Origin of the sequence: Bradyrhizobium lablabi (assembly GCF_018129385.1) — a bacterium.
Classification (GTDB): domain Bacteria; phylum Pseudomonadota; class Alphaproteobacteria; order Rhizobiales; family Xanthobacteraceae; genus Bradyrhizobium; species Bradyrhizobium lablabi_C.
The window spans coordinates 1-26,642 of sequence record NZ_JAFCLN010000034.1; the positions used below are offsets into that span (position 1 = coordinate 1).

Annotated in this window: 25 protein-coding genes and 1 pseudogene; 11 read left to right on the forward strand and 15 right to left on the reverse strand. The window is 63.7% G+C overall.

The window, feature by feature from the left end; all coding sequences use genetic code 11:
* A pseudogene (locus tag JQ628_RS33385) lies at positions 1 to 238 on the reverse strand (hypothetical protein); the annotation flags it as partial.
* A gap of 270 nt (positions 239 to 508) precedes the next feature.
* Between JQ628_RS33385 and JQ628_RS33390 the strand changes: the two are divergent.
* Together JQ628_RS33390 and JQ628_RS33395 are read left to right on the forward strand one after the other, a co-directional pair.
* The gene (locus JQ628_RS33390; RefSeq protein ID WP_212230610.1) at positions 509 to 769 is read left to right on the forward strand and encodes a DUF3551 domain-containing protein; all 261 of its coding nucleotides are present in this window, start codon (positions 509 to 511) and stop codon (positions 767 to 769) included.
* A gap of 9 nt (positions 770 to 778) precedes the next feature.
* Positions 779 to 2,011, forward strand: coding sequence for a rhodanese-like domain-containing protein (locus JQ628_RS33395; RefSeq protein ID WP_212230612.1), 1,233 nt, complete (start codon positions 779 to 781; stop codon positions 2,009 to 2,011).
* 13 nt (positions 2,012 to 2,024) lie between these two features.
* On the opposite strand, the gene JQ628_RS35010 is transcribed toward JQ628_RS33395, so the two are convergent.
* Together JQ628_RS35010 and JQ628_RS33405 are read right to left on the reverse strand one after the other, a co-directional pair.
* Positions 2,025 to 3,380 carry a DUF1186 domain-containing protein gene (locus tag JQ628_RS35010; RefSeq protein WP_212230614.1) on the reverse strand — a complete coding sequence of 452 codons (1,356 nt, stop codon included), beginning with the start codon at positions 3,378 to 3,380 and terminating at the stop codon, positions 2,025 to 2,027.
* A 54-nt stretch (positions 3,381 to 3,434) separates the two neighbouring features.
* Positions 3,435 to 4,613: a cupin domain-containing protein gene (locus tag JQ628_RS33405; RefSeq protein ID WP_212230616.1), complete on the reverse strand. Its 1,179-nt coding sequence runs from the start codon at positions 4,611 to 4,613 to the stop codon at positions 3,435 to 3,437.
* 175 nt (positions 4,614 to 4,788) lie between these two features.
* On the opposite strand from JQ628_RS33405, the gene JQ628_RS33410 reads away from it, so the two are divergent.
* Together JQ628_RS33410 and JQ628_RS33415 are read left to right on the forward strand one after the other, a co-directional pair.
* Positions 4,789 to 5,244, forward strand: coding sequence for a host attachment protein (locus JQ628_RS33410; protein ID WP_212230622.1), 456 nt, complete (start codon positions 4,789 to 4,791; stop codon positions 5,242 to 5,244).
* A 174-nt stretch (positions 5,245 to 5,418) separates the two neighbouring features.
* Positions 5,419 to 5,706 (forward strand): hypothetical protein, encoded by a 288-nt coding sequence (locus JQ628_RS33415; protein WP_212230624.1) that lies wholly within the window; start codon positions 5,419 to 5,421, stop codon positions 5,704 to 5,706.
* A gap of 123 nt (positions 5,707 to 5,829) precedes the next feature.
* Here the strand turns inward: JQ628_RS33415 and JQ628_RS33420 are convergent, their stop codons facing one another.
* On the reverse strand, positions 5,830 to 6,780 hold the full coding sequence (locus JQ628_RS33420; RefSeq protein WP_433996186.1) for a hypothetical protein: 951 nt from the start codon (positions 6,778 to 6,780) through the stop codon (positions 5,830 to 5,832).
* Between the two features lie 119 nt (positions 6,781 to 6,899).
* Here JQ628_RS33420 and pcaB point away from each other — a divergent pair, with 119 nt between their 5' ends.
* Positions 6,900 to 8,261, forward strand: coding sequence for a 3-carboxy-cis,cis-muconate cycloisomerase (gene pcaB, locus JQ628_RS33425; RefSeq protein WP_212230626.1), 1,362 nt, complete (start codon positions 6,900 to 6,902; stop codon positions 8,259 to 8,261).
* An 11-nt stretch (positions 8,262 to 8,272) separates the two neighbouring features.
* Here the strand turns inward: pcaB and JQ628_RS33430 are convergent, their stop codons facing one another.
* Positions 8,273 to 9,190 (reverse strand): NAD(P)H-binding protein, encoded by a 918-nt coding sequence (locus JQ628_RS33430; protein WP_212230628.1) that lies wholly within the window; start codon positions 9,188 to 9,190, stop codon positions 8,273 to 8,275.
* Between the two features lie 163 nt (positions 9,191 to 9,353).
* Here JQ628_RS33430 and JQ628_RS33435 point away from each other — a divergent pair, with 163 nt between their 5' ends.
* The 4 genes from JQ628_RS33435 (at position 9,354) to JQ628_RS33450 (ending at position 12,175) form a co-directional block, all read left to right on the forward strand.
* Positions 9,354 to 9,938, forward strand: a complete 585-nt coding sequence (locus JQ628_RS33435) for a TetR/AcrR family transcriptional regulator (protein ID WP_212230630.1) — start codon at positions 9,354 to 9,356, stop codon at positions 9,936 to 9,938.
* A 52-nt stretch (positions 9,939 to 9,990) separates the two neighbouring features.
* Positions 9,991 to 11,247, forward strand: coding sequence for an aminopeptidase (locus JQ628_RS33440; protein ID WP_212230631.1), 1,257 nt, complete (start codon positions 9,991 to 9,993; stop codon positions 11,245 to 11,247).
* Positions 11,248 to 11,251: 4 nt separating this feature from the next.
* Positions 11,252 to 11,467, forward strand: a complete 216-nt coding sequence (locus JQ628_RS33445) for a hypothetical protein (RefSeq protein WP_212230634.1) — start codon at positions 11,252 to 11,254, stop codon at positions 11,465 to 11,467.
* 216 nt (positions 11,468 to 11,683) lie between these two features.
* Positions 11,684 to 12,175 carry a hypothetical protein gene (locus tag JQ628_RS33450; RefSeq protein ID WP_212230636.1) on the forward strand — a complete coding sequence of 164 codons (492 nt, stop codon included), beginning with the start codon at positions 11,684 to 11,686 and terminating at the stop codon, positions 12,173 to 12,175.
* 81 nt (positions 12,176 to 12,256) lie between these two features.
* Here the strand turns inward: JQ628_RS33450 and JQ628_RS33455 are convergent, their stop codons facing one another.
* Positions 12,257 to 12,943 (reverse strand): TetR/AcrR family transcriptional regulator, encoded by a 687-nt coding sequence (locus tag JQ628_RS33455; protein ID WP_212230644.1) that lies wholly within the window; start codon positions 12,941 to 12,943, stop codon positions 12,257 to 12,259.
* Between the two features lie 65 nt (positions 12,944 to 13,008).
* Here JQ628_RS33455 and JQ628_RS33460 point away from each other — a divergent pair, with 65 nt between their 5' ends.
* Together JQ628_RS33460 and JQ628_RS33465 are read left to right on the forward strand one after the other, a co-directional pair.
* Complete coding sequence (locus tag JQ628_RS33460; RefSeq protein ID WP_212230646.1) at positions 13,009 to 15,165, forward strand: alpha/beta hydrolase fold domain-containing protein; 2,157 nt, start codon at positions 13,009 to 13,011, stop codon at positions 15,163 to 15,165.
* A gap of 60 nt (positions 15,166 to 15,225) precedes the next feature.
* Positions 15,226 to 16,440, forward strand: coding sequence for an ABC transporter substrate-binding protein (locus JQ628_RS33465; protein WP_249128735.1), 1,215 nt, complete (start codon positions 15,226 to 15,228; stop codon positions 16,438 to 16,440).
* Between the two features lie 15 nt (positions 16,441 to 16,455).
* Here the strand turns inward: JQ628_RS33465 and JQ628_RS33470 are convergent, their stop codons facing one another.
* The 9 genes from JQ628_RS33470 to JQ628_RS33510 all read right to left on the reverse strand — a co-directional run bounded on the left by JQ628_RS33470 (position 16,456) and on the right by JQ628_RS33510 (position 26,395).
* Positions 16,456 to 17,508: an amidohydrolase family protein gene (locus JQ628_RS33470; protein ID WP_212230648.1), complete on the reverse strand. Its 1,053-nt coding sequence runs from the start codon at positions 17,506 to 17,508 to the stop codon at positions 16,456 to 16,458.
* 49 nt (positions 17,509 to 17,557) lie between these two features.
* On the reverse strand, positions 17,558 to 18,556 hold the full coding sequence (locus tag JQ628_RS33475) for an alpha/beta fold hydrolase (protein ID WP_212230650.1): 999 nt from the start codon (positions 18,554 to 18,556) through the stop codon (positions 17,558 to 17,560).
* Between the two features lie 40 nt (positions 18,557 to 18,596).
* Entirely contained in the window at positions 18,597 to 19,412 is an 816-nt protein-coding gene (locus tag JQ628_RS33480) for an MBL fold metallo-hydrolase (protein ID WP_212230652.1), read from the reverse strand.
* Positions 19,413 to 19,519: 107 nt separating this feature from the next.
* On the reverse strand, positions 19,520 to 20,632 hold the full coding sequence (locus JQ628_RS33485) for a hypothetical protein (RefSeq protein WP_212230654.1): 1,113 nt from the start codon (positions 20,630 to 20,632) through the stop codon (positions 19,520 to 19,522).
* Positions 20,632 to 21,294: a 5-bromo-4-chloroindolyl phosphate hydrolysis family protein gene (locus JQ628_RS33490; protein ID WP_212230656.1), complete on the reverse strand. Its 663-nt coding sequence runs from the start codon at positions 21,292 to 21,294 to the stop codon at positions 20,632 to 20,634. Before JQ628_RS33490 ends, JQ628_RS33485 begins: the two co-directional genes overlap by 1 nt.
* A gap of 1 nt (position 21,295) precedes the next feature.
* Positions 21,296 to 22,873: a VWA domain-containing protein gene (locus JQ628_RS33495; protein WP_212230658.1), complete on the reverse strand. Its 1,578-nt coding sequence runs from the start codon at positions 22,871 to 22,873 to the stop codon at positions 21,296 to 21,298.
* A complete protein-coding gene (locus JQ628_RS33500; RefSeq protein ID WP_212230660.1) occupies positions 22,870 to 23,928 on the reverse strand; it encodes a toxic anion resistance protein in 1,059 nt (352 codons plus the stop codon). The genes JQ628_RS33495 and JQ628_RS33500 overlap by 4 nt, the downstream gene beginning before the upstream one ends.
* Before the next feature lie 194 nt (positions 23,929 to 24,122).
* A complete protein-coding gene (locus JQ628_RS33505) occupies positions 24,123 to 25,646 on the reverse strand; it encodes a permease (RefSeq protein WP_212230662.1) in 1,524 nt (507 codons plus the stop codon).
* Positions 25,643 to 26,395, reverse strand: coding sequence for an ABC transporter ATP-binding protein (locus tag JQ628_RS33510; protein WP_212230664.1), 753 nt, complete (start codon positions 26,393 to 26,395; stop codon positions 25,643 to 25,645). Before JQ628_RS33510 ends, JQ628_RS33505 begins: the two co-directional genes overlap by 4 nt.
* Positions 26,396 to 26,642: the final 247 nt, after the last annotated feature.

Sequence of the window (26,642 nt, forward strand, 5' to 3'; positions counted from 1 at the left end):
CAACAAGCCCGCTCACCGGGGAGAGCGCGATATAAGCCGTAAAGCCATTGCGCAGGGGATGTCGGACTGCCTCCGCTTCACCTGTATGCTCGTGTGCAATTTTTTTATGCGCAAGCAGCGCACACGAGACCTCGGGTGCAGCGCGCACCCGGCATTCCCTGCGCCCTCTGGCCTCAGAGGCGCGATGAATTTTGAAAGACTCGGGCGCAAATTGCGTCGCGAGAACGAGAACACACATTCGGTCGTCATCCCCGCGAAGGCGGGGATCCAGTATTCCAGAGACAGCAGTGATTGAATCGATAAGCCGCGGCGCACTGGATGCCTCGCCGGAGCCTGTCATCGGGCGCGCATTCGCGCGACCCGTTGGCGGCGGGGATGACGACGGAGGCTAGGCCTATCGCGCAAATCATTTCACGCAAGGGTGCCCTCCGATAATGCGCGGGCAAATCGGCTCGCGCGGCCGCGCTTTCGTGATAGCAAGATGCGCGAAAATCCCGAGGAGAACTCAATGCGCGTTTCGATATGGGCGATGTTGGCGGTTGCGGCAGGCTTGATGACTGCGCCGGCCCGGGCCCAGACCTACGATCCAAGATACCCGGTCTGCCTTCAGGTCGCCGATGACAATGGCGGCTACATCGAATGCGCCTATTCCTCGATCCCCCAGTGCAACGCGTCCGCCGCGGGCCGCGCTGCCGAGTGCATGATCAATCCCTTTTATGCCGGCGGCCGGTCGGCGCCCGCATTGCCGCCCGGTCCGCCGCGCCGCTAGTGCACCATCATGATGCCGCCTTCCATTACCTCCGCGGAAGTTCGTACGTCGCTGCTGCTGCGCGACGAAATCGCGCTGCTGGACGTCAGGCACGAGGCGGAATTCGCCACCGGCCATCCGCTGTTCGCGGCCAACATGGCCGCAGGCCGGATCGCGCTGGAAGCCGAAGTGCGATTGCCGCGCAAGGACGTGCCGGTCGTGCTCTATGACGCCGGCGAGGGGCTCGTCGCCCCGGCGGCGGATCAGCTTGCGGCACTGGGCTACACCAACGTCCGTCAACTCGAAGGTGGGCTCGACGCGTGGCGCCGCGCCGGCTTTGAACTTTTCCAGGACGTCAATTCCTACGCAAAAGCCTTTGGCGAACTGGTGGAGTCACGCCGGCACACGCCATCTTTGGCAGCCGAGGAAGTCGGCGCGCTCATCGCTGACAACGCCAACATCGCCATCCTCGACGTCCGCAGGTTCGACGAATACGCCACAATGAACATCCCGGGCTCGGTCAGCGTGCCCGGCGCCGAGCTCGTGCTGCGCGCCGGCCGCGCCGCGCCGGACCCTGCGACCACCATCGTGGTGAACTGCGCCGGCCGCACCCGCTCGATCATCGGCACGCAGTCGCTGATCAATGCCGGCGTTCCGAACAGAGTGGTGGCGCTGCGCAACGGCACCATCGGCTGGACCCTGGCAAGGCAGGATCTCGAACACGGCTCCGCGCGCCGCAGCGCCATCGGAGCGTTCGAAGGCGCAGCGGAAAATGCCCGCGACGTCGCCTATCGCGCCGGCGTGCGTCGTCTCGGCGTCGAAGAGGCAAGAGTGCTGGAGGCGCAAGCCAACCGTACGCTCTACCGCTTCGACGTCCGCGATGCGGAGGAATATGCCGCGGGCCATCTCAAGGGCTTTCGCCATTACGCCGGTGGGCAGCTCGTGCAGGAGATCGACATGGCAGCGCCGGTGCGCGGCGCGCGCATCCTGCTGTCGGACAACATGGGCGTCCGCGCCGACATGACGGCGTCCTGGCTCGCCCAGATGGGTTTTGAAACCTATGTGCTCGACGGCGGCTATGACGGCCCGCTCGAAGCGGGACCGCCGATGGTTTTGCCAAAGCCCGACCCGTCCCATCGCTACCGCCGCCCCTACGAGGGCACTGACGTGTCGCCTGAGAAGATGCAGGCTTATCTGGACTGGGAGTTTGGTCTCGTCGAACAGCTCCGCCGCGACGGCACGCATGGATTTGTCGTGATTTGAGAACGAATGCCAATCAACCGGATTGCCGCCAGCTTTTCGCCGTCAGCCGTTCCAGTTCGGAAAAATACGCGTCATTGGAGTCGGCATCAGCCTTTCCATCTCCTAAGTCGGCCTTCCGCAGCAATTCATTGAGATGTCCGGCGAGGACCGCGCCGATAGCATGGAGCGCATCGTGCCGATCGAGCCCTTCAGCCATCAGCCGTTGCAACGTGCGGCGGACGGGCAATTCATCGCCCAGCGCGATCTGGGTTTCAACCACGACATGAATAATCGCATGCGCTTCCAGACGTTCAACCTTGAAACCTTCGCGCCGGTGATAGTCCAACGTCGCATCGATACGCGATTGCTCGTCGGCCGCGAGCCACTCATCCGCGTCGGGTTCGACGAACGGATCGTATTCCCCGATCAATCCGGCGTCCTCGAATGCTTCCAAATCCTCTGCGTCAAAGGGATCGTCGGACGCCATCACCGGCTGAAGCTCCGCCGGTGGCTTGCCGAGACAGCACTTCTTGAATTTCTTGCCGCTGCCGCAAGGACAGGGATCGTTGCGACCGACATCGCGGAACGGATTTCTTACCGGCGTGTCCGGCCAGGCAGGAAGCGGCTGATGGTCCGCCGTTCGCTGTTTTTTCGGCTGGAAGCCATCCCAGTGCGACAGCTCCGCGACGACGTCACCGAACGGCTGGAATTCGTTGCGTCGCCATGCTTCCACCGGGCGGCCGGCGCACGCCCGTTTCAGGTCGCCTTCAAAGTCCTTGAAGGGCACGAGTGTCGTATCAATGAAACCGCGCTGAAATACCTGCCGTACAAGCGGTTCCATCTCGGCCAAAGCAAGCAGGGCGACCGCACCCTGCCAGCCGTCCCACACCACGGACGGGCCCTGTGGCTGGAGGTCCGCGAACGCCGACCGCACGAATTGTGCAACTTCCGCTCGATCGAGCTCGCCCTGAAAAACGAGCATGACGAGTGCGTCGAACATGCGACTGCGAACGAACTCGTCGGCTTCGCTGTCGTGAATAATGTCATAGATTGGCTGTGGATCGCCGTCGAAAACATTGGCCATCACCTTGTGACATGTGACGGTCGTAGCATCGCCAAGGACCGTCTCGATGTCAGGCCGACGCAAGAAGCGGGCCAGCACGCGATAGGCAGACTTCTCCCGCCACTGGCCAAGCAGGTGAAAGGCAATGAAGAGTGCGTTGTCCTCCTGCTCGTTCTTCGGGTCGTACCGGTCGATGGCGTCCAGCAGCAGTGGCGTTACATTTGCGCGATCGGCGGTTGCGGCGTGGATCGCTTCGATCGGCATTCCTTCGCCGGAACCGAGTTGGTCAAGTATCTGCATTGCAAGCGGGCCCGCCGGTTGGTCCATTTTTCAGGTCCAGCTTGCAGCGGGTGGCCGTCGACGACAACAAAAATCGGTAACCTATTTGCCCGGCCCGTCCTTGGCCGCGATGAATACGTCGCGATGCGGAAACTTTTCGAACAGTTCGGGCGGCTGGCTGAAATTGGTGGCGAGCACGTCGAGCGGGTTGGCAGCGATCCAATTCGACAGGTCGATGGTTTGATAGACACCGGTGTTGAATCCGATCAGCATGCGCGACGGCCGGTTGCCGATGTTCTCGATCGAGTGGCCGTATCCTTGCGGGATGTAACCGACATCGCCCTTCGAGAGCTGCTCGGTCCGGAAGCGCCCGTGCGAGCCGAACAGGGTTACGCTGACATCGCCGTCGATGACGTATTGCCACTCGTTGGCGTTCGGATGCCAGTGCAGCGTTCGCACGCCGCCGGGATCGAGATCGAGTATCACGCCGGTGACTGTCTTCGAGATCGGAAACCGGGTGGAATCGACGCGCCATTCGCGCCCGCCCTGAAAGGTGCCGTGCGGCGGCTGCGCCAGCAGGCGGTAGCGGTGTGTCTCCGGCGGCAGCTTCCATCCCTCCAGCGGCACCGAGGGCTCGGTGGGCGGAATCTTGCCGCGGGCAAAATACACCTCGTCCTTCGGAAAACTGTCGAACGCCGATTCCGGCAAACCAAAGGTCTTCGCGAGCAGCGGCTTTGGCGCATGTCCCACCCAGTCGGTGATGCTGAATGTGCCGAACTCGGAAAAATAGCCGTTGTCGAAGATCAGGATGAAATGACAGGGCTTGTTATCGAGGCACTCGAGCATGTGGCCATGGCCGCGCGGAAAGTACCAGACATCGCCCGGCTCGAAATCGTTGGTCTCGGCATAGCCTGCGGGATCGAACACCGTGGTGCGGACGCGTCCTTCGAGCACGAAGGCCCACTCGGCTGCGGTGGCGTGCCAGTGCAATTCGCGCATCGCGCCCGGCTCCAGCTTCATGGAGACGCCGGCAATCCCCTTGGAGATCGGCAGTTGCGTGACGGTGGCCTCCTTGCCGAAGCTGTTGCCGATCACCTTGCCTTCGGACTTCTCGAGCGCGAACTTGAAGGTCGGCAGTTCCTTGCCCGCCGCTACGGGATCGGGAACGTTGTTCATGAAGCTCGGATCGCCGGCCGCAGCGGGCTGCGTTCCACTCAGCGTCGCCAGCGAGGCAATGCCTGCGGCGGCAACCAGAAATTCGCGACGTTGGGGGTCGGACATGCGGGGCCTCCAGGTGGGGTGGGAATACTGGCTCTGCACGTTTCAGATGTATTTCGGCAAAGTAACATTTTCCCCAAAAAGCACGACGAGGCCTGCGCCTGTGCACCGCACCCGTTCGCTCGCAACGATTCCCGCGTTTCGAGGTTTAACCCTGCTGACCCAAACAGGAGGCGGAATGGCCAGGGAAGCACCGGTTTTCGTTCACCACGACAGCCTCGTCCTTGTCGGCGATGGTCAAAAGGCGCTGTTCCTGCGCAACAAGGGCGATGCGGGCCGCGTTCAGCTCGTCGTCGAGCAAGTGCTTGAGCGGGAAAATCCGCCGACGCGCGAACAGGGTACCGATCGCCCGGGCCGTTCGGTTGCAAGCGTCGGCGTTGCCCGCAGCGCCATGGAAGAAGCCGACTGGCATCACCTCGAAAAGGAGCGCTTTGCCGACCAGCTTGCCGAGGCGCTTTATCGTTATGCCCATGACAACCGCTTCGAGGAACTCATCGTCGTCGCTCCGCCCAAAGTGCTCGGCAGTCTGCGCAAGGCCTTTCACTCCAAGGTGACCGATCGCATCGTCGCCGAGATCCCCAAGGAAATGACCTCGCATCCGATTGCCGAAATCGAGCGGCATATCGCCGCCTGACGGAGCGTGCGCTGTTCCCGCGGGTTCCGCCGCAGCACCGCCAACAAGAGAAAGCCACGCTTGCGCCACGAACGGCCCGTTGTCGCAAGGATATGAGGAATCTGCCGTAACGCATCGGAACGTTTCCTCGCGGGATTCATTCCGTGCCTATGGACGTAAGCGAAGGAGCAGGACATGCGTCTGAATGAGACACAAGTGAAACAAACCCTGACCCAGTTCGATGCCCAGGTGCTTCCGGACGATCATCCGGCGGTCACGCAGTTGAGCAGCCTGTTCGGCGATCACACCTTCTTTCTCGACGGCGGCGGCCTCAAGGTGCTGGAGCCGGATGAGACGCAGGCCGATGGTCAGACTGGAGAGGTGATCAGCCTGGCCGATTGGAGCGATGCGACACTCACGAGCCTGAGGCCACACGAGCCTCAATCCACCGGCGTGATGATCGTGCTCGAATCGAAGCACTAGAGCATGATCCGGAAAAGTGGAAACCGGTTTTCCCTGCGACAAACGCGAAGCGTTTGCGCGGAGATCATGCTCAAATAAAAAGCGCCGTTGCGGCGCGCGGCAAATGCCGCGCGTCTTGCGCCGTTAATTCCTCACCGCATAGAGCGGCGTGCGTACCGTCAACTGATAGGCTGGCTTCGGCACCCACGCGATCTGCGCGGTGATGCCGAACAGGCGGTTGTCGTTGTCGTCCATCCTGTCGAGGTCGAGGCGCACGATCGGCTGGGTGAACGCCTCGATCGGCGTCTGGCGCAGCAGGCTCGCCCCGCCGAACGACTGCATGCCGATGCGGCCGGTGAATTTCCAGTTGTTGTCCCACTGATAATAGCCGCCGACATAGCCGAGCAGGTTCGAGCCGATCCGCGCCAGCGGCGACTCGATATCGACCTTGGTGTGCTGGAAGCCGGCCAGCCATCCGCGTGTCTCGTCCTCGTTGAGCGCGTAGTTGAACTCGACGACATTGTTGAGCGAGATCGTCGCGAGCGGTCCATCCGGGACCGCGCGGGTGACGGTGGTCTGCAACGTAACGGTTGGAAACATCCCGCCGTTCTGCTGGTAGAGATCGGCCTGGACACCGACATTCCAGCTCGTGACCGTCAGTTGCGACCAGTCGGAAAAATCGGTGCGCGAGGTGCTCGCGGTCGGGCCGCCGTAGAGCGAGATGCGGTCGCTGACATCGATGGAAAACGGAAAATCGATGAAGATCGACTGGCTGGCCGGCAAGGACACGCCGCGCGGCAGCGCCGGAAGCATGTTGTTGTCCGGCCTGATCTGCTGGAGCGTCTGGAGCGTCGTGAACAGCGCGGTATTGCCGAAGCCGAGTGATAGCGAACCGGCGGGCACCGCGCCGAAATTCGTTCGCAGGTCGAGATAGAGGTTCGGGATCGCCGGCGCGGCGCTGGCCCCCTCGTCGTCATCCTCTTCCGCCAGCGCGGGGTCGCAAAGGCAGACCGCAGCCAGCATGGCGAACGTCATGCCCCGAAGCGGCTGGGGCAGAATAGCCGCCGGAATCTGCGTCAGAGGATGGCCACGCATGAACTCTTGCCCGAAGGGATGCGCGATCTGATCCAACTGCGCGCGAAAAGGATATACTGCAGACTGCCTGCCTTCAATATTATCCGGCAAAGCGACATTCCCTCAACAAACGAGCGTCCATGCCCGCCTTTCCGACGTCCACCACCGTCCTCGATTCCATCCTGTTTCGCGATGCCTTCGGTACGCCTGCGATGCGCGAGGTATTTTCCGATCTCGCGCTCGTCTCGCACTATGCCGAGGTCGAGGTCGCGCTGGCAAAGGCCGAGGCGCGCTGTGGTGTGATACCGGTGGAAGCCGCAGAGGAGATCGCAAAGCGCACTGACGTAGCGGCGCTCGATTTCGATCTGTTACGGCAGGAAACGGACGTCGTCGGCTATCCGATCCTGCCGCTGGTGCACCAGATGGTAAAGCAGTGTGGCGAGGCCGGCCGCTACGTGCACTGGGGCGCCACCACCCAGGACATCATGGATACCGCAGTGGTGCTACAGATCCGCGCCGGCCTTGATATCATCGAAGCCGACATCGCCGAGTTGCGCGGCATCCTTGCAAACCTGTCAAAGCGCCATCGCGACACGCCGATGGCGGGCCGCACCCACCTCCAGCAGGCGCTGCCGGTGACGTTCGGCTACAAGACCGCGATCTGGCTTGCGATGTTCGACCGTCACGCCGAACGGCTGGCGCAATTGAAGCCGCGCGTGCTGGTCGGGCAGTTCGCCGGTGCGGCCGGCACGCTGGCCTCGCTCGGCGACAAAGGTCTTGAGGTGCAGCAGGCGCTTTGCGAAGAACTCGGCCTCGGCGTTCCCGTCGCTACCTGGCACGTCGCGCGCGATGGCTTTGCCGAAGCGATCAATTTCCTGGCGCTGGTCACCGGCTCGCTCGGCAAGATCGCGCTCGACATCATGATCATGGCTTCGACCGAATTCGCCGAAGTCTATGAACCGTTCGTGAAAGGCCGCGGCGCGTCCTCGACCATGCCGCAAAAGCGCAACCCGATCTCGTCCGAACTGATGCTCGCGGCCGCCAAGGGCGTACGCCAGCATGCGGGACTGATGATGGACGCCATGGTGCAGGATTTTGAGCGCGCCACCGGTCCCTGGCACGCCGAATGGATGGCGATCCCGGAAAGCTTTGTGCTGACGGCCGGCGCCTTGCACCAGGCAAAATTCGCGCTCGGCGGCTTGATCGTGGACGAGAAGAAGATGGCCGACAACCTCGACATCAGCCGCGGCCTGATCGTTGCCGAAGCCGTCATGATGGGGCTCGCACCGCAGATCGGCCGTCAGGAGGCACATGACGTCGTCTATGACGCCTGTCGCCTCGCCAACGACAAGGGCATGACGCTGGCCGATGCGCTGTCGGCCGATCCGCGGGTGGCCGAGCGGATCGACCGCACAACGATCGAGCGGCTGACGGCGCCCGGGAACTATCTGGGCCTTGCGCCGCAGATGGTGGATCGGGTGCTCGCGGCCACGAAACGATGAAGCTTCACCTGCTAGCTCGCCTTCGCCAGCAATTCGCTCTGGCCCTCGCGCACGAAGGCTTCGAACGATTTCGGCCTGGCGCCGCCGATGGTCTCGATTGTCTCGCTCACCCTGTATCGGGCGTCGCTCGGATCGATCGCCGCCGAGCGCAGCGCTTTCCACAGCGAGGAAAGATGGGCAATCGCATGCTCGTTGTAGCCGCGCGAAGCGGCCTGGGCCTTCCACTCCTCGTCCGAAATTTCCTCGTAGCGGATGTCCTTGGCCAGCACGCGGCCGAAAGTAGCAATGATCTCCTTCAGCGAAATAGTGGCCCCGATCAGGGGATAGGCGGTGCCGGGGGCAAGCTTCGGGCTCGTCAGCAGGCCAGCGGCGACGCGGGCGACGTCTTCGGCCGAGACCATTGGCAGCACTGTGTCCTCGCCGCCCCAGGGCAGCCGCACCGCGCCCTGCGCCGGCAGGCTCTGGCGCGCCATGGCGCCGAGGTTCTCGTAGAAGACGGTGGCGCGCAGATGCACGGCGCCGATATTGGCCCACTCGAACACCTGCTCCGACAGATAGTTCTGCCGCATCCGCGGCGTCGGCGCATCGGGCGAGGATTGCAGCATCACGAGATTGACCAGCCGCGACACGCCGGCTTCCCGGGCGGCAACCGCCATCGCCGCAGTCGCGTCCATCAGCCCGTCCTGCACGGGATAGGCGAAGTAGATCGCGCTTGTACCCCGGGCGGCGCGCTGTACGGAGCCGATGTCGAGGAAATCGCCCTCGAAAATCTCCGCGCCCAGTGTGCGCAGATGGTTGGCGCGGTCGTCGATCGTGCGCACGAAGGCGCGCACGGGGACGCCACGCTTGAGCAGCATTTCGGAGACGTGCCGGCCGGTCTTGCCTTGCCGGCCGCCGGCCGCGGAGGTCACTAGTACGGGTCTTGTCATGGCGGGAACTCCCGGGTTGCTGTGGAATATGGTACCAGTAAGTACCACATTTGCTGGAGTATGGTACTGATTGGTACCAAGTCAAGGGATTGCGATGGTCACGAAAAAGTCAGCAAGGCCGGTTCCGGACGCCGGCGGACAAAACCCTGTCCGGGCGCGAATCATGGAAGCGGCGTTCTCGGCCTTCACCGAGCGCGGCTTTGCCGAGACCTCGACGCTCGAAATCGCCACGCGTGCCCGCGCCTCCAAGCGCGAACTCTATGCGGAGTTCGGCAGCAAGCAGGACATGCTGGTCGCCTGCATCAGGGAGCGGGCGGACCGGCTCAAGCTGCCGGTCGATCTCCCCGAAATCACCGATCGCGCCACGCTGGAGCGAACGCTGGTTGCGTTCGGCACGCAGTTGTTGCGGGAGGTCAGCGATCCCGCGGTCGTCGCCGTCTTTCGTCTGGCGATATCGGAGGCCGTTCGCGCGCCGGAGGTGGCGCAAACACTCAACGATGTCGCGATCGCGACAAGCCGCGCGGCGCTGCGTGAGATCATGCGCCGCGCCGTCGGTGCATGTCTGCTCGACGGCGAGCCGGTCGAGATTGCCGAGCATTTCTTCGGCCTGTTATGGGGCAGCAAGATGCTCGGCCTGCTGCTCAACACCGCCAAGCGGCCGGGCGCCGGGCAAATTGCGTTGCAGGCCGAGCGGGTGGCGTCCATCTTTCTGCTCGCTTATCCGGCGCCCGCTTTAGTGAAGCGTTGAAGGAACCAGCCGCATGGCTTATCTCTGAACGACAATCGATTTGAGGCCCGCCATGACCGCGCATCAACGTAATCTTTCCGCCGCCATCGACCCCATCAAGCTCGACCGGCTCGCCGAAGTCGCCATCAAGGTGGGCCTACAGCTACAGGCGGGGCAGGATCTGCTGCTGACGGCGCCGATGGCATCGCTTCCGCTGGTGCGCCGGATCACCGAACATGCCTACAAGGCCGGCGCCGGGCTGGTGACGACATTCTTCTCCGACGAGGAACTGACGCTGGCCCGCTATCGGTTCGGGCATGACCTCAGCTTCGATCGCGCCGCGGGCTGGCTCTATGAGGGCATGGCCAAGGCGTTTTCGCAAAACACCGCGCGGCTGGCGGTGGTCGGTGACAATCCGATGCTGCTGTCGGGTGAGGATCCGGCCAAGGTCGCTCGCGCCAGCAAGGCCAATTCGATGGCCTATCAGCCGGCGCTGGAAAAGATCGTCAATTTCGACACCAACTGGAACATCATCGCCTATCCCAGCGCCTCCTGGGCGAAGCAGGTATTTCCGGATGATGCTGAAGACGTCGCGGTGGCAAAGCTTGCCGATGCGATCTTCTCCGCCTCACGCGTCGACAAGGACGGTGCCGTGGCGAACTGGGAAGCGCACAATGCGAAGCTGCGCGAGCGCACCGAGTGGCTGAACGGCCAGCGCTTCCATGCGCTGAAATATTCCGGCCCCGGCATGGACCTGACCATTGGCCTTGCCGACGGCCATGAATGGGAAGGCGGCGCCTCCACCGCCAAGAACGGCATCACCTGCAACGCCAACATCCCGACCGAAGAAGTCTTCACCACGCCGCATTGCCGGCGCGTCAGCGGCCATGTCGTGAGTTCCAAACCGCTGTCCTATCAGGGTACCCTGATCGACAACATTTCCGTCAGGTTCGAGGAAGGCCGTATCGTCGATGCAAAAGCCTCGCGCGGCGAGGAGGTGCTGAAGAAGGTGCTCGACACCGACGAGGGCGCGCGCCGGCTCGGGGAAGTGGCGCTGGTGCCGCATTCCTCGCCGATCTCCAAGTCGGGGCTGCTGTTCTTCAACACGCTGTTCGACGAGAACGCCGCCTCGCACATTGCGCTCGGCCAGTGCTATTCGAAATGTTTTGTCGGAGGCGACAAGCTGACGCCGCAGCAGATCGCGGAGCAGGGCGGTAACCAGAGCCTGATCCACATCGACTGGATGATCGGCTCGGCGGAAACCGATATCGACGGCGTTCATGCCGATGGCAGAACGGTGCCGGTATTCCGCAAGGGCGAGTGGGCATAGCGCCGTGTCGTCGGGCGAAGCTCCGATCGAGCCTTGCTGCGAGGATCTGGCGGCCGCGCTGTCGTTCGAGACCGGCCGCCACTTCTTCGTCGAGGACGGCGAGCTCAAGCTGCTGGTCGCGCACACGCCTTTGCTCGATGGCGGCGACGAGGAAGAGGAAAACACCGTGCGCTATTGCCCGTTCTGCGGCAAGCCGACCGCGGAACTGTTCGCCCGATAGCGGCGACGCGTTCACGCAACGGACCGGCAGGGGCTTCGTAAAATGGCGAGAGGACCGGACCTATTGCGATCCCTCCGATGCCTAATCGGTTGCCCAGGATATTGTTGATGGTCCGTTCCCGAATATTCGCGTCGAGTGTGTGGCTTTTCACAAGCTCGCAGTAGTTGTCGTGTCAAACTGCAAAAGCAATTTCAGGTTGCCATGCAGGAGCTAGACATGATGCAAGCAGACGTGATGCAGGATGCAGCGTTCGGCCAAGCGGCTACATTCAATAGCGGAGTCGGCTTCGACCTCGCCGTCAGTCCGGACAGGAAAGCGTTCACGGCCACCTTCAGCGGCCTGGAAGCGGTCATCGAAGGCAAGTCGGCCGCTGCGGTCGCGACACGCGTGTTCTCGTTTTCCATTCCGCTCTCCGGCGCCGATCCGGAGTGGGAAATTCCGTTCTCGGTGTCCGGCTTTGCCTTCTCGGAAAAGGAGGCGAGCGCGCATCTGGTGTTCAGTGTCAACAATCAGACCAGCGTCACCGATTTCCCGGCCGATTCGGATTCGTCCTTTGTCCAGCAGCTCAAATACAAGCCCGGCAACGCGACGGAAGCGCGGATCACGGTTTTCCTGCTGGCGGACCGGGATTCGAAGTCTGACTCAGCCGTCCACGTAACGGTCAACGCCATCGATACGGACATGGCGATCGGTAGGTCGAAGAACTGACGGCCGGTAACCGCGGATGCCGCGAGACCGAGCTGGTGCGGTGTTGCTCATCTCGCGGCCAGGCGCCGACGCGGCCTCGCATCAGGTTCTGGAACGCAGCTTGTCCAGCGTCGGCGCCGACGGCGGGGAAGTGATCATCGCTTCCATCGTGTCGAGCATGTTGTCGATCGTAAAACTCTGGTCCCACAGCCGGTCGCTACGGCTCTTGCTTTCCAGCGCCGCTTCGTGCGCCGACAGCACGGCGTTGGCGTAGATCGAGAATAGCGTCAGCCGCTGCTCGAGCAGCTTCGGCGGCAGCGGCAGCATTTTTTTCAGGTAGTCGAAGCAGGCGACATAGCCGTTGTTCCAGCGGTTGTTCAGCGCCGCGCGCAGGGTTTTCCGATCGGACGCCTGTAGGATCGAGGTGAAGCGGATATAGCCGCGCCAGCGCTCGTCGTCGGCAAGCTCGATCACCGGCATGACCAGCACGTTGAGGATCTCGCGGATCGAAGCCGGGCCGCCGCGCGCCTCGATCTCCGCCAGCATGCCGCGCCGCCGCTCGTCGAGCACGGCCGCTCCGTCGACCACGAGCTGCCGGATCAGCTCTTCCTTGGAGCCGAAATGATAATGCAACGCGGCGTTGTTGCGCTGTCCGGCCGCAGAGACGATCTGTTGCACGGTCACCGCATCGACGCCGTGTCGGGCGAACAGCATCTGCGCCGCCGCCTTGAGCTGGCTCTTGGTGTCTTCCGACGCCGCACGGGAGCTTTCCCGCGTCCTGGTTGACATGGATATCGGCCTTGATCTATTTTAAGCGAAATCGCTTAATTACCAAAACGGGGTGGAGACGTCTCATGCGAGTGCTCGTCGCAGGCGGCGGTATTGGTGGTCTAACTACTGCGATTGCGTTACGTCATCAAGGCATCGACGCACTGGTGCTCGAACAGGCGCCGGTGCTGAACGAGATCGGCGCCGGCATCCAGATTGCCGCCAACGCAGCCATTGTGTTGCGCGAACTCGGCCTCGAGGCCGCCATGCGCGCGTTCGGCACCAAGCCGCAATCCTATGATTACAGGGATTTGCGCACCGGGCGCATGCTCTACCGGGCGCCGCTCGGCGATGAAGCCGCAGCCCGCTACGGCGCGCCGATGTACAACGTCCATCGCGCCGATCTGATCCAGATGCTGTTCGATGCCGTCCCGCCGGAATCGAAGAAGCTCAATGCGCGCTGCGTCGCCGTGTCACAGGACGACGATGGCGTCGAGGTGACGCTACAGACCGGCGAGAAAATCCGCGGCGACGTGCTGGTCGGCTGCGACGGCATCCATTCCGTCGTGCGCAAGCATCTGCGCGGTGAGGAAGAAAAGCATTTCGCCAACATCCTGATGTGGCGCTCGCTGATATCGGCCGAGAAGCTCGAGGGTCTCAACCTGCCGGAATGCGGCAATTACTGGTTCGGTCCAGGCCGCACGCTGATCACTTATTGGGTGCGGCCAAGAAAGCTCTACAGCATCCTCGCCTCGGTGCCCGCGAACGAGGTGCAGCGCGAATCCTGGGACGACAGCGGCGACATTTCCGAGATGCTGCGCTCGTTCGACGACGCCGAGCCGCGCGCCCGCAAGATGCTGGAGCAGTGCCCGAGCGTGTTCATCACCGGCATGTTCTATCGCGACCCCATCGACAACTGGACGGACCGCCGCATCACCCTGCTTGGCGATGCCGCGCATCCGATGGTGCCGTTCCTCGCCGCCGGCGCCGGCCAGAGCATCGAGGACGCCTGGACCTTTGCGCGCGTGCTGGCGCGGCGGAAGGACGATATTCCCGGCGCACTGCTGGAATATCAGCAGCGCCGTTTGCCGCGCACGACGCGCATCCAGGCGGGGGCCCGCGCCGCGGTGAAGTTGATGCACGAGTCCGAGCAGCAGCGCGTGCGCGACCGCAACGGCCGCTGGAAAGGCATGGCGCGGATCGATCCGCTGGCCGAAACGAGCTGGGGCCTGGCGTGGTCGTATGATGTCGTCAAGGCGGTCGAGGGGCCGCCTGGCGAGGTGCTCAACGTCATCGGCCTGCGCGAAGGCAAGCGGCTGCAGCGTCCGGAAGGACAGCGCGCCTTCGAACTCTGGAAATACGCATTCCGCCCCGAGGACGTCGCGCGTGGCCACGATGGGTTGCGCGAAGCCTATGACCGCTTCCTCACCACCAACTTCCCGCTGCCGGCCGGCGTGAGCGCGGTCGAGGACGAACTCGGCGACGTCAAGGCATGGCGCGTGTCGGCGCCGGATGCGCCGCGAGGCAATGTCGTGCTGCATTTCCATGGCGGCGGTTATCTGATCGGCTCGGCAAAAGGTTCGCTGGAATATGCCAGCCGGCTTGCGGCCGCCGTCGACGGCACTTGCTACACCGTCGACTATCGCCTCGCGCCGGAGCATCCATATCCGGCGGCCATCGACGATGCCGTGATGGCCTACCGCGCATTGCTGGCGCGCGGCATTCCCGCAAGCTCGATCCTCGTTTCCGGCGAATCGTCCGGCGGCGGGCTTGCCGTCGCGCTGGTACTGGCCCTGCGCAATGCCGGCGAGCCGCTACCGGCGGCGATCTTCGCAGCGGCGCCATTCGCGGATCTCACGCTGTCGGGGCCGACCATCAAGGCCTTCAACGGCGACGATCCCGCCGCCAACGGCGATCTCCTGACCTTCATGGGCGCGTCCTATTTCCAGGGCCACGAGCCGACCGATCCGCTGGTATCGCCGCTATTCGGCGATCTCACCGGCTTGCCGCCGCTGTTCGTCACGGCGAGCCAGGGCGAGATGCTCCTGAGCGACACCACGCGCCTTGCCGAGCGCGCGGAGGCGGCCGGCGTCGACGTCACGCTGCGGGTCGTCGAGGACTCCGTGCACGTCTACCCGATCTTTCCGTTCCTGCCGGAAACCAAAAGCACCATGGAGGAAGTCTCCGCCTGGGCGCAGCGCAAGCTTCGCCGCAACGATACGAGGCCACAGGCCGCAGAATAGTTTGCAGCAACAACAGAACAACAACGCGCAACGCAGGTCGCGCGAACGATGGAGGACGCCATGAGAAAAGCAGTTTTGCGTGCAGCAATGGTCGCCGTGGCCGTCGTAGCGGCGAGCGCGGCCAGTGCGGAGGGTGTTTCCGACAACACCGTGAAGATCGGCGTGCTCACCGACATGGCCGGCGTATTCTCCGATCTCGCCGGTACCGGCGCGGTCACCGCCGCGCAGATGGCGATCGACGATTTTGTCGAGAAGGAAAAGCCGCCGTTCAAGGTCGAACTGGTGTCGGCCGACCACCAGAACAAGCCCGACATCGCCACCGGCATTGCGCGCCAGTGGTACGATACCGGCGGCGTCGATCTCATCACCGACGTGATCAATTCCGGCGTCGCGCTCGCCGTCTCCAGTGTTGCCGAGTCGAAGAGCAAGATGCTGATCGTCACCGGCTCGGGCTCGACTCGCCTGACCAACGAGCAATGCTCGCCCTACACGATCAGCTATACCTGGGATACCTATTCCTTTGCCAACGGCCAGTCGCGCATCGTCAAGTCGATGGGCCTCGACACCTGGTATTTCGTCGCCGTCGATTATGCGCTCGGCAAGTCGCTGGTGGCGGAAGCCTCCGACGCGGTGACACGCTCGGGCGGCAAGATCGTCGGCACGGTCTATCACCCGATCAGCACGACGGATCTGTCTTCCTTCCTGCTACAGGCGCAGGGCTCGAAGGCCAAGGTGATCGGCTTTGCCAATGCCGGCGCAGACCTGCTCAACTCCATCAAGGCCGCGAAGGATTTCAACATCACGCCCGGCCAGACCATCGTGCCGCTGGTCGGTACCATCACGGAAGTCAACGCGCTCGGTGCGGCGGCGACGCAGGGCATGTTCCTGGTCGAGCCGTTCTATTGGGACCTCGACGATCTCTCGCGCGCCTGGAGCAAGCGCTTCTTCGACAAGTACGGCAAGATGCCGAATTTCGTGCAGGCCGGCGCCTACTCGGCCATCACGAATTATCTGAAAGCCGTGCAAGCGGTGAAGACCGACGAAGCGGCCACCGTGATCAAGCATCTCAAGTCGACGCCGATCAACGACATGTTCGCGCGCAACGGCAAGGTGCGCGCCGACGGCCGCATGGTGCACGACATGTACCTGGTGCAGGTCAAGGCGCCCGGCGACGTCAAGCAGAAGTGGGACTATTATAATGTAAAGGAGACGATCCCGGCGGATGAGGCTTTTCAGCCGCTCTCGACCTCGAAGTGCAAGATGGTGGCGCAGTAGAACTGCGCCACTTTGCTAGACAAGTTGCAGCCGATAGACGTCCGTCGCCGTCCTCGAGAACAGCGCCGCCTGCTCGGCTTCGCTGTACTGCGCGGCGATGCGCTTGAACGCGTTGAAGATCACCTGGTAGCTGCACTGGCCCTTGTCGGGCGGAAAATTGCTTTCGAACATCGCGCGGTTTGGCCCAAACGCCTCGATGCAGGTTTCGATATAGGGCCGCCACGCTGCGGCGCATTCTTCGGATGACGGCGGCCTTGGCCGCAAGTGGAAGTCATAGCCTAGCAGGCACATCGCAAGCCCGCCAAGCTTGACCACGACGTTCTCGCATCTGGCGATGTCCCGGATCGAGGCCTTCCACACCGCAAACGTCTCCTCGCGCTTGCCGGCAAAGCGACCGCGACCAACCGGCCCGCCGCAATGGTCGAGCACGATTCTGGTGTCGGGAAAGGCACGGGCAAGGTCGGCGAGTTCGCCGATTTGCGGGTGGAATAGCCAGGCATCAAAGGAAAGGTTCAGCGGTGCGAGGCAGGCAAATCCCTTGCGGAAAGTGGGATCGAGCAGCAGGCCTTTCGGTCGTGTCGCATACATGCCAGCGACCTCAGGCTCGGCGTCCCATGCCGAGGAATGCCTGATGCCGCGGAAGCGACCATGGCCGGCGGCGATCTCGGCTTCCAGCACCGGCTTTGCGTCCGCGCCGAGCAGCAGGTTGACGTGGCTGACGATGCCGGCGTTGATCTGCGCCGGACCGTAGCCGCCGCTCGCGCTCATCGCGGCGACGCCATTGGCGAACTCGACCTCGCCCACGGGGCGAAACGCTTCCGGCCCGTCCTTGCGATACATCGAACGGCAATCGACATAGACGGTCGCGATGATGTTATGGCCGGAAGCAATATCGTCCACCATGTCCTCGAGCATGTAGCGCAGGCCGCCGCGGTCCCAGAGATGGTGATGCGGATCGACAATCGGGCGGGCGGGATCGATGATCTCTTCAGTGTGCTGCGCAAGCCAGTCCTCGCGCGGATCGGCATAGAGCCCGCTCTTCGAGGCGGGCGCGGTGCTGGCCATCAATCGTTCACTCCCTGGTCCCGGTTGTCGAGAATGCACACCCGGTTGTCCGCTAGCTTGGCAGGTTCTGCGCGAAATCGATGATCGCGGCATTGACCTCCGCGGGGCGCTCCTGTTGGGTCCAGTGGCCGCAGCCGGGCAGCATCTGGACCTTGCGCAGGCCGGGGACGAACTGCTTGAGGTTTTTGAGATGCTCGGCGGTGCCGGGGGCGGCGAGCACCATGTCGTGATCACCGGCGACGTAAAGCGCCGGTACAGTCAGCTTCAGGTCCGCAAAAGCCGCGAGCAGCTCCCAGTTGCGGTCGACGTTGCGATAGTAGTTGAGCGGGCCGCGAAAGCCGCTACGCCGGAACTCGCCTGCATAGAAATCGATGTCGGCTTCGCTGAGCCACGGCGGCAGCGGCACCGGTGTTCCCGCAGCCGGCAACATCCCGCCGGCGCGCGGCACCATCCCGACGTTTGGTGCAGCGCCGCCACTTGCCGCGACCGCGCGAAATGCGGCAGCGCCTTCGCCGGACGCGCCGTACAGCATGGTGCGCACGCTCACCCGCGGATCCCGTTCCAGTTCGGCTTCGGCGACGCCGGGTTCCTGGAAATACAATTGATAGAACTGGGCATCGGCGGTGCGCGGCATGACGCTTGTCGGAGGCGCGGGACCGCGCGGCCGATATGGCACGCTAAGGCAGGCGACGGCGCGAAACCGGTCGGGGCGCAGGCGGGCCGCTTGCCAGGCGATGCTGGCACCCCAGTCGTGGCCGACGATGATTGCGGTCGGAGCTTCGAGCGCGTCGAGCAGCCCCACGAGGTCGCCGACCAAATGGAAGATCGTGTATTGGCCGATCGCCTCCGGCCGGTCGCTCTTGCCGTAGCCGCGCAGGTCGGGCGCCACGGCGTGGAAGCCCGCCGCGGCGAGCGCATCAATCTGATGGCGCCAAGAGTACCAGGATTCGGGAAAGCCGTGGCAGAACAGCACCGCCGGTCCTTCGCCTTGTTCGGCAATGTTGAGACGGATGCCGTTGGTGTCGATCAGCCGCTGCGCTGGCTCACTCATGTTTTCGCTCCGTCGCGCGCCTATTGCGAAGTAGTTTTTCTCACACCCCGTCCAGAATGATCACCGTCGGCTTGCCCGGCAGCGTGTCGCGCGAAATCTTCAGCGTGCGTTCGCTGCGCTGGTCGATCTCGAACTGCTCGCCGATCTTGCGCATGAATTCGTCGAGCGGGGTCATGAAGCGGTGCATCGGCAGCACCACGGAGGCGCGCAGCCGCTTGGTGATATCGGAGACGCCGTCGAGCGACATGGTGTAGCTGCCGTCGATCGGTACCATGACGATGTCGAGCCGGCCGATCATGGCAAAGTGGCTGTCGTCGAGCTTGTGATGCAAATGGCCGAGATGGCCGATGCACAGGCCCGCGACCTCGAAGATGAAGATCGAGTTGCCGTCCTTGATCATCGGGCCGCTGAAGTCGTCGCCGTAATAGCGGCGGATGTCGGTCGTGACGTTGCGGATATGGGTATCGCCGACGCGCATGTTGATCAGCGCGGGCTGGCCGTTCTCGCCCCAGCCATGCAGCACATGGGTAATCTTGGGGTCGGGATATAATGTGTAATGCGTCGAATGTGCCCGGTTCATGGTCACGACGTCGGGCAGGCGGCCGCCGGCATGGTAGCCGCCGCTGTAATCGGTCGCGATCCGCACCCCGCCGGGCGTGTCGATGTAATAGGTGGAATGGCCGGCATAGGTGATTGCGACCTCTTCTGCCTTGGCGGCCGTGCGGCGAAGGCTGACCGGTACGACAGGCGGCGCGGCATTCGCCATCGCGAGGCATTCGCTGCGCAGCGGGGTTTGCGCATGGGCCGCATTGGCCAGTAACCCCAGCAAGACCAGAGCGGCGAACAATTTTTTCATGACCGGGCCCGTCCGCGACAACGATTGACGGATCACTCTATCGCCGAAATCGGCACCCGTCATGACGGCAAACCATGTGTGACACGCCGCCGCGGTACGCCTTTATTTCAAGCCGTCGTCAGCCGGTCGAGCAGCGACAGCATCACCGGTGCGTCGGGCATCGGCAGCACGGCGTCGATCCGCTCGATCAGGCGCGTTTGCAACAGCGCGTTGCGCGCCTTGCCGATGGTGCCGAGAGGCCCACGGAATCCGTGTTCTTCCCAGGCGAGCTCCAGCAGGCTTTCGCTCAAGAGCGCCTCGATCAGGTCATCGGCGGCGCGGTCGACGCTGATCAGCGGGTGGGCGGAAAACGCCGTCGGGCGCGGATAGAGGATCACGGGTTTCGACGGCGCGCTGGCCTCGACCCGTTTCCAGCGCTCGGCGTCCTGCAACACCCATTCGATCAACTGGTTTTCGTAGCCGACGATCAGTGGCTGCGCGCCGGCGCCGCCCGCGACGTAATCGTCAAACAGCTTGCCGGAGGAGGGCGGCTTGTAGCCCATCCGGCGGAACACGGTGGCGACGTCGCCGTCGATCTTGCCGAGCGAATCCAGCGCGATCACATCGCCGCTGAGCAGGCTGGCCACGAGGCCGGCGAACATGAAACCCGAATTGGATTTGTTGGGATCGGTCGAGACGATGCGGGCGCGGCCGAACAGTCCGGCAACGCCCATCGCCTCCCAGGTCTCGCCGGCGATGATCGCTTTGAGCACCTTCAAGAGGTCGACCGTGTAGCGCGGCCCGCCGGCCGGCTCGGCAAAGCCGGCCTTGACGAGGCCATCGGCGATACGGTCCCAGGAATAGAGCACGATCGGCGAATTGAAGATCACCTGGTCGCGCGAAATTTTTACGCCCGAACTGCGCGCCAGTTCGACCAGCACCGAGGACGACGGCCACAAAAATTGCGGCTTCTGGTCGAGCAGCGTTCGCTCACGAACGAGTTCGACCGATCCGGCGCGCCTCGCATCGAGAATCAATCCGAACCGCCGATCGAGCACGCTGCGCACGCGCGCATTGCTCAAAAATCCTTCCTTCTCGCCGCCGATGAAGCCGAACAGCTTTTTCGGCTCGCCGAACCGGCCTGCGATTTCCGGATGCTGGCGCAGGTAAACGTAGCCACCAGTGCCCATGGCACTTGCGGCCAGCAGTCCAATTCCAAAGGCCCGGCGCGAAATGGCCATCAGGCGCTCCTCTTGCCCTTGTCGGGCGGGGTGCCGCCGCGCTGAGCGGACGGTCCGAGATCCTCGTCCAGCGAGCTCTTCAACAATTTCAGCTCGATGTCGAGATTGCCGAGATCGGCTTCCTGTAGATTGGCGGCATAATGGGTGAATGCGGCGTCAAGCCGTTCGATCAGTTCGCCCGTCGTCGCGATGCGTGAGACGTCGCGGCCGCTGCCCTTTTCCAGGAGCGCGTAGGCTTCGGCAAGATCGGCTGCGCGCGGCAAATAGTAGGTCAGGAAGCGCCGGACGCGGTCGACCCGCAGCGGATCGTCCTCGACGCCGGCAAAGATCTCGCGCGAAATGCGCGCCATGTGGCGCACGCGTTCGGCGATCTTTTGCGTGGCGATCGAGCTGACGGCGACCTCGAGGCGGACGGCCAGCGGCTCGGCGTCGGTCAAAAGCTCGCGCGCGAATTCGATCTTGCTCTGCGCGGCGCCGCTGGCCTCCAGCCCCTCGAACAGCCTTCGCGGCGACAGCGTGACCAGCAGCCCGCCGCCGGCCGCCAGGCTGATCAGGCCGGCCATCCAGAACGGCATGCCGACGCCGACCACCAGTAGCGGCAGCAGGATGGCGGCGGTGGCGCCGCCGACGATCCAGTTGAGGCCTGCCGGAGCGGAAAGCATCTTAATTGTATCCCCGCACCGCGCGGAAAGCCTGGGTCAGGCTTTTTGTTCCATCGAACACCCGGCCGCCGGTCAGCTTGGCGAGATTGTCGAGCTGTGAACGGTCGGCGCTGTCGCCGAAGGTAACGCCGAACACCGGCACGCGACGCCCGTCGCTCTGCCACGCCTGCTCGAATGTCGACATCATGCCCTGGCTCTTGCCGTCGGTCATGATGACGATGGCGGGCAGATGCCGTTCGTCGTCGAGCCATTGCTTCATCGCTGATATTGCCCGCGCACCGCAGGTGTAGAAATCGGTGCCGCCGTTGGCGCGCAGTTGCATCGTCTTGGCCAGCAGCGCTGCCTGCGCGGCATCGTCGCCGGCCGAGCTCTCGATCCACTGCACGCGTTCGCTGAATGGCAGCACGATGATGCGGTCGTCCTTCGACCATTGCACCAGCATTTCGCGGGTGCGCGCCGGCGTCAACAGGAACTGCATCGCATCGAGCAACTGCCGTTCGCCATTGCCCTGCATGCTGCCGGAGACGTCGATGCAGAGCGCGGTCAGCGACGGCCGGCGCAGCGCTTCCTGGTAGAGTCCGAGCGCCTTTTGAATCACGGCAGGTTCGGGCGGACGAACGACGGTGAGCGGGCGGCCCGGGTCGAGATTGGTCGCTTTATCTGCGGGCAACGGCGTGGCGCGGCCTAATTCGACGCGCCGGCCGGTCGCCGCAATTTTGGCCTGCGTTTCGCTCTTCAGCAGGAACGCTTGCAGGTCGTTGAAAAACTCCTCGACCGGCTTGCCACGCCCGCGGTCGACAAAACCGAGCGGCGAGTCGCCGACCGATACGCCGTCTTCCGGATAGATCGCGAAAAGCGGCTCCTTGCGGTCGGCGATCAGCTTGTCATTGGTCTCCTTGATGACCGCCTCGTAGTTCCACATCGCATCGTACTGCGTGCCGCCCCGCGCACCGTCGCGGTAGAGATCGGCGAGCCAGCCGCTCGAGCCGGAAGAACGCTCGACGCCGCGCAAGAGCCCGCGCACGGTCGCGAGCACCTCGTCCCTGTCGAGATCGCCCGATTCGATCAGGTCAGGCTTGCCGATGCCGGCGGCGAGCATCGCAAGATACGCGGCGGCCCCCGAATTCGATTGCGTCGCCGATGTCATCAAAAATCTCAGGCGGCCGCCCTCGACCGCCGCGAGGATGTCCTTGGTCTTCACCTTGGCGCCGACCCAGCCGAGCGCTTGCGCCTTCGAGCGCCGCACGCCGAGGATGACAGGCATCTGCGCGATCGATTTCACCGACTTCACCCGCCGCGCGGTGTCGAACATGTCGATCCAGATCGAGGCGGCGGGCCATACCGCATCCGCCTCGGGGTCATTGCCGGGCTTCAGCGACAGCGCAATGTCGAGCGAGCCCTGATAGCGCACCGTGCAGGTGGCGCGGCGCGATTTGCAAAAATCCTGCACCATCGGCTCGAGCACGTCGTTCTCCGAGCCGGAGAGGATGGTGAATTGCGGCCCGGGCGGCGCCGAACAGGCGCCGAGCGCCAGCGCGAACCCCGGGACGGCGAGCCATCGCAGCAGGGCAGGGATCATGTCGGCGACTTGGACAACGCTGATTTGAGCTGGTCGGTCAGTTCAGCCATTCGCTGCTCGATCTCGGCGCGCTTCCGGCGGCCTTCTTCCTGCACGCTGAGCACGCCCGAGATGGTGTCGATCAGGTCGCCATTGGTCTTTTCCAGCGTCTGGATGTCGACAATGCCGCGCTGCGACTGTTTTTCGATCTCGATCGCCTGGGTCTTCATCATCTCCGACGCCTGCTTCATCATTTCGTTGGTGGCGTCGGTGACGGTCTTTTGCAATTCGAGCGCGGACTTTTGCCGGCTAAGGCCGAGCAGCAGGATCATCTTCTGCTTCCACACCGGAATGGTGAGCTCGGTGGTCGCCTGCAAATTCTCGATCAGGGTCTCGTCGCCGGACTGCACGATGCGGATCTGCGGCAGTTGCTGAATGCCGATCTGGCGCGCCTGCTGCAAATAGAACACGCGCTTTTCGAGCCGGTCGAGCGCCTGCGCCGCGTCCTGATAGGTCTGCGCGGCCAGCAGCGCATCGCTGCCTTCGCCGGCTTTCTTGGCGGCCTGCTCCAGTTCGACCAGCTTGCCGCGGCGGAAATCCTCGATGAAGGCCTTGCCGGCCCCGATATGCGAATCGAGATCGCCAAGCGAGGCCTTGGTCTGCTCGTGCAATTCGTCGAGCACGGCGATGTCGCGGCGCAGGGTCTCCTTGTTGCGGTCGAGCTCGACGCAGACGCGATCGATCTGCGAGGAGACGGCCCCGAATTGTTCGGAGAAACGCCGCAGCCGCGCTTCCATCGAGGAGAACAGGCGGGCGAAGAACCCGCTGTCCTTCAGGGAAGCGGGATCGAGCCCGCGCGCCTTGGCAAGGATGTCGGAGAGCAGCTTGCCGGTGGTCCCAAGCTCGCGGTTCTGGGTCTGGGCGAGGATGCGGTCGGCGAATTCCACCACGGAGCGCTGCGCGCGGTCGCCGAAGGTCACGATCCGCGATCGGTCGGAAATGTCGATCTCGGACTTGATGCGCGCCACGGCGTGGGCGTCCACCATGACCGCCGGGACATTGATGGTTTCGCTCATCGCGCTTCCTCTCCTGATCTGTTCAGCCCCCGCGCTGGCACATGGTACCGCGGTATGAGTTCGGCAAGATAGCCCGGCGAATCCAACGAATGGATGACGGCCGGAGTGGCTTCCACTAATTCAAGTCGTTGAAATCCATTTTTGGTTCAACGGGATAGCGATAAATCCAACGAGGTATTGGCTCGCTTTGCCGGTCACTCCCGCTTTGGGCTGATCTTCCAGGTCGCGGCCATGATCGCTGCCGTGATCGCCCCGCTGACAAGCGCGGCAACAGGAATGGCCAGCGCCAGCGCTGCCGTGGCGGCCCAGCCGATCGAGGAAAAGGCTTCGGCAAAGGTCGCAAGGCGCGAGGAGGTCTGGCGGCGGCGGAAGTGGCTGCGCCTGGCCTGCACGCGAAACCAGAGCTGGATCGCGGTCGCCGATACCGTGGCGATCATGACGCCCGCTGCGGTCACCGCGGCCTGCAATGGCGAGGCAAAGGCGAGCGCGGCCACCAGCGGCGCGAAAATAACGGCGACTGCGATCAGCACCACCTCGATCTTCGCGCGCGTCACGCTCGAGGGAGACATCGGCGCGGTCGCGATCAGGTCGGCGGCGTCCTCGCCCGAGATCGTGAGCCAGGCAAGGCCGCCCGCGAGCTGGCCGGCGGCCATGACGATGACCGGCGTGATCAGCACGGTCGCCGCCGAACTGTCGGAAAAGCTGCGCCACAGCAGCAGTGCCGGCGGCACCAGATAGAGCAGTTGCATCAGGCTCTGCGACAGCAGCCAGGGATCGCGCTTGAGCAGCACGAATTCCTTGCGCCGCAGCGCTAGCTGGCGCGAGCCGTTGCGAAAGGCGCGCGTACGCAGTCCCTGCCGCGCCGAGTTCGAGGACGCCGCAACATTGACAGCGGTATCGGCAAAGCGCGGCGAGAAGACCGCCATCACCACGCCGAGCAGCGTCAGGCTGCCGGACAAGAGAAGCAGCAGCGCTTCGCTGTCGCCGAGCGCGGCGCGCGCCGGCCACCACAACAGGCTGTCGAGATCAGGTGCATACGCAGCCGCCGCATCTGATGTGAGCACGGCAAAGCGCGATAGCGTACCGTAAGACAGGATCGCGGCCACTTGCAGCGCGATCACAAAGCCAGCGCCGACGACTGCGGCGAGGATTTGCGCGACGAGACGTGTTCGGCCCGGGCCGATCAGGCGAAACAGGATCAGCGTCGCCGCGATCGCGAGCGCCGCGGCTGACAGTCCGATCGCGATCACGACGCCGAAGGCGGCAAGCCACCGCACGCCGCCGCCGATCACCAGCACGTCGACGAACGGCGTTGCGAACAACAGCGCCATGCCGGTCACCATCAGCGCGATCGCCGCGATCCGGATCGAAAATACGTTGGCGAGTCGCACCGGCGAGGACATGATGAGGTCAAGATCGGCGCGGGCGTAAAACACCCGCGTCACCGACTCGATGGCCTGCGACAGCATCAACGCCCAGCTCAGCGCGATGGTCGCGGTCATGACGATGAGAGAGGGCTTGTCGAGCGGCATCTGTAGGTCCGCAAAGCGCCCGATCACGGCATAGGCCGGCAGATGCAGGATGGCCGCGAATGCGATCAGGCCGACGATGGCGGCGCGTTTGCGCCCGCGCCGGCCGGCCATCATCGCGATGAACTCGCGCCATGCCAGCCGGATTTCGTGCCGCGCGAACCAGCCGAGGTCGGTTGCGACGCTCATGCGGCCGCAGCCTCGGCGTCCACCAGCGCGATGAACATCTCTTCCAGGCTGGTGTCGTTGCTGCCGTTCTGCCTGCGCAATTCCGCCAGCGTGCCTTCGGCGATGAGACGGCCCGCGGCGATCACGCCGATCCGGTCGGCCATCCGCTCGGCCACTTCCAGGATGTGCGTCGTCATGATCACGGTGCAGCCGGCGCGCACGCGCTCCTGCAACAATCCCTTCACATGACGCGCTGACAACGCGTCCAGCCCGGTGAGCGGCTCGTCCAGGATGATCAGGCGCGGCTCGTGCACCAGCGCGCCGGCCAGCGCCACCTTCTGGCGCATGCCCTTGGAAAAACCTTCGCAGCGTTCATTCATGTGCGGCTCGAGCCCGAGCGAAACCAGAAGCTCGGGGGCGGTCGCTTCAGCGCGCCTGGAATCGATGCCCCAGAGGCCGGCGACGAATTCGAGATATTCCAGCGGCGTCAGCTTATCATAGATCATCGGCTCGTCGGACACCCAGGCCATCACCTGCTTGGCGGCGACGGGATCCTTGAGCGCATCGATGCCGAGCACACAGACCGATCCTGCATCGGGGCGCAACAGCCCGACCACCATGCGCAAGGTCGTGGTCTTGCCGGCGCCGTTGGGGCCAAGCAGCGCATAGAACTCGCCAACATGAATGGTGAGATCGAGCGCATCGACTGCGGGGCGGTCAAAACGCTTCGTTAACCCTCGCAAGGCGAGCGCGGCTTCGAATGGCTGCATGATCGGGGCGCTCCTGCGTGGAACGCACAACATGCACGACAACCGTTTCGGCGCGGTGAATCCTCAACGCCAAATCGCAGGCGTTAACGCATTGGCCGGCTGCGGCATTTCTCCGCAATTATACCACGGGCGGCAACCATCGCTTTGTTGACAGGGGTCTGCCCTTTAAGGCTGTATAGCTGCCGGCTGCTTCGGAGTTCCGACACAAGGCTCCCGCAGCGGGTAAACACAAGATGCGCGAAACAGC

Coding starts and splice junctions, on each gene's coding strand:
- JQ628_RS33405 (WP_212230616.1), bottom strand. CDS start 4,613: ATGTCCGACCCCCAACGTCGCGAATTTCTGGTTGCCGCCGCAGGCATT.
- JQ628_RS33465 (WP_249128735.1), top strand. CDS start 15,226: ATGAGAAAAGCAGTTTTGCGTGCAGCAATGGTCGCCGTGGCCGTCGTA.
- JQ628_RS33415 (WP_212230624.1), top strand. CDS start 5,419: ATGCGTCTGAATGAGACACAAGTGAAACAAACCCTGACCCAGTTCGAT.
- JQ628_RS33430 (WP_212230628.1), bottom strand. CDS start 9,190: ATGACAAGACCCGTACTAGTGACCTCCGCGGCCGGCGGCCGGCAAGGC.
- JQ628_RS33460 (WP_212230646.1), top strand. CDS start 13,009: ATGCGAGTGCTCGTCGCAGGCGGCGGTATTGGTGGTCTAACTACTGCG.
- JQ628_RS33500 (WP_212230660.1), bottom strand. CDS start 23,928: ATGAGCGAAACCATCAATGTCCCGGCGGTCATGGTGGACGCCCACGCC.
- JQ628_RS33395 (WP_212230612.1), top strand. CDS start 779: ATGATGCCGCCTTCCATTACCTCCGCGGAAGTTCGTACGTCGCTGCTG.
- JQ628_RS33410 (WP_212230622.1), top strand. CDS start 4,789: ATGGCCAGGGAAGCACCGGTTTTCGTTCACCACGACAGCCTCGTCCTT.
- JQ628_RS33485 (WP_212230654.1), bottom strand. CDS start 20,632: ATGGCCATTTCGCGCCGGGCCTTTGGAATTGGACTGCTGGCCGCAAGT.
- JQ628_RS33475 (WP_212230650.1), bottom strand. CDS start 18,556: ATGAGTGAGCCAGCGCAGCGGCTGATCGACACCAACGGCATCCGTCTC.
- JQ628_RS33435 (WP_212230630.1), top strand. CDS start 9,354: ATGGAAGCGGCGTTCTCGGCCTTCACCGAGCGCGGCTTTGCCGAGACC.
- JQ628_RS33455 (WP_212230644.1), bottom strand. CDS start 12,943: ATGTCAACCAGGACGCGGGAAAGCTCCCGTGCGGCGTCGGAAGACACC.
- JQ628_RS35010 (WP_212230614.1), bottom strand. CDS start 3,380: ATGGACCAACCGGCGGGCCCGCTTGCAATGCAGATACTTGACCAACTC.
- JQ628_RS33490 (WP_212230656.1), bottom strand. CDS start 21,294: ATGCTTTCCGCTCCGGCAGGCCTCAACTGGATCGTCGGCGGCGCCACC.
- pcaB (WP_212230626.1), top strand. CDS start 6,900: ATGCCCGCCTTTCCGACGTCCACCACCGTCCTCGATTCCATCCTGTTT.
- JQ628_RS33510 (WP_212230664.1), bottom strand. CDS start 26,395: ATGCAGCCATTCGAAGCCGCGCTCGCCTTGCGAGGGTTAACGAAGCGT.
- JQ628_RS33495 (WP_212230658.1), bottom strand. CDS start 22,873: ATGATCCCTGCCCTGCTGCGATGGCTCGCCGTCCCGGGGTTCGCGCTG.
- JQ628_RS33440 (WP_212230631.1), top strand. CDS start 9,991: ATGACCGCGCATCAACGTAATCTTTCCGCCGCCATCGACCCCATCAAG.
- JQ628_RS33390 (WP_212230610.1), top strand. CDS start 509: ATGCGCGTTTCGATATGGGCGATGTTGGCGGTTGCGGCAGGCTTGATG.
- JQ628_RS33450 (WP_212230636.1), top strand. CDS start 11,684: ATGATGCAAGCAGACGTGATGCAGGATGCAGCGTTCGGCCAAGCGGCT.
- JQ628_RS33420 (WP_433996186.1), bottom strand. CDS start 6,780: ATGCGTGGCCATCCTCTGACGCAGATTCCGGCGGCTATTCTGCCCCAG.
- JQ628_RS33480 (WP_212230652.1), bottom strand. CDS start 19,412: ATGAAAAAATTGTTCGCCGCTCTGGTCTTGCTGGGGTTACTGGCCAAT.
- JQ628_RS33505 (WP_212230662.1), bottom strand. CDS start 25,646: ATGAGCGTCGCAACCGACCTCGGCTGGTTCGCGCGGCACGAAATCCGG.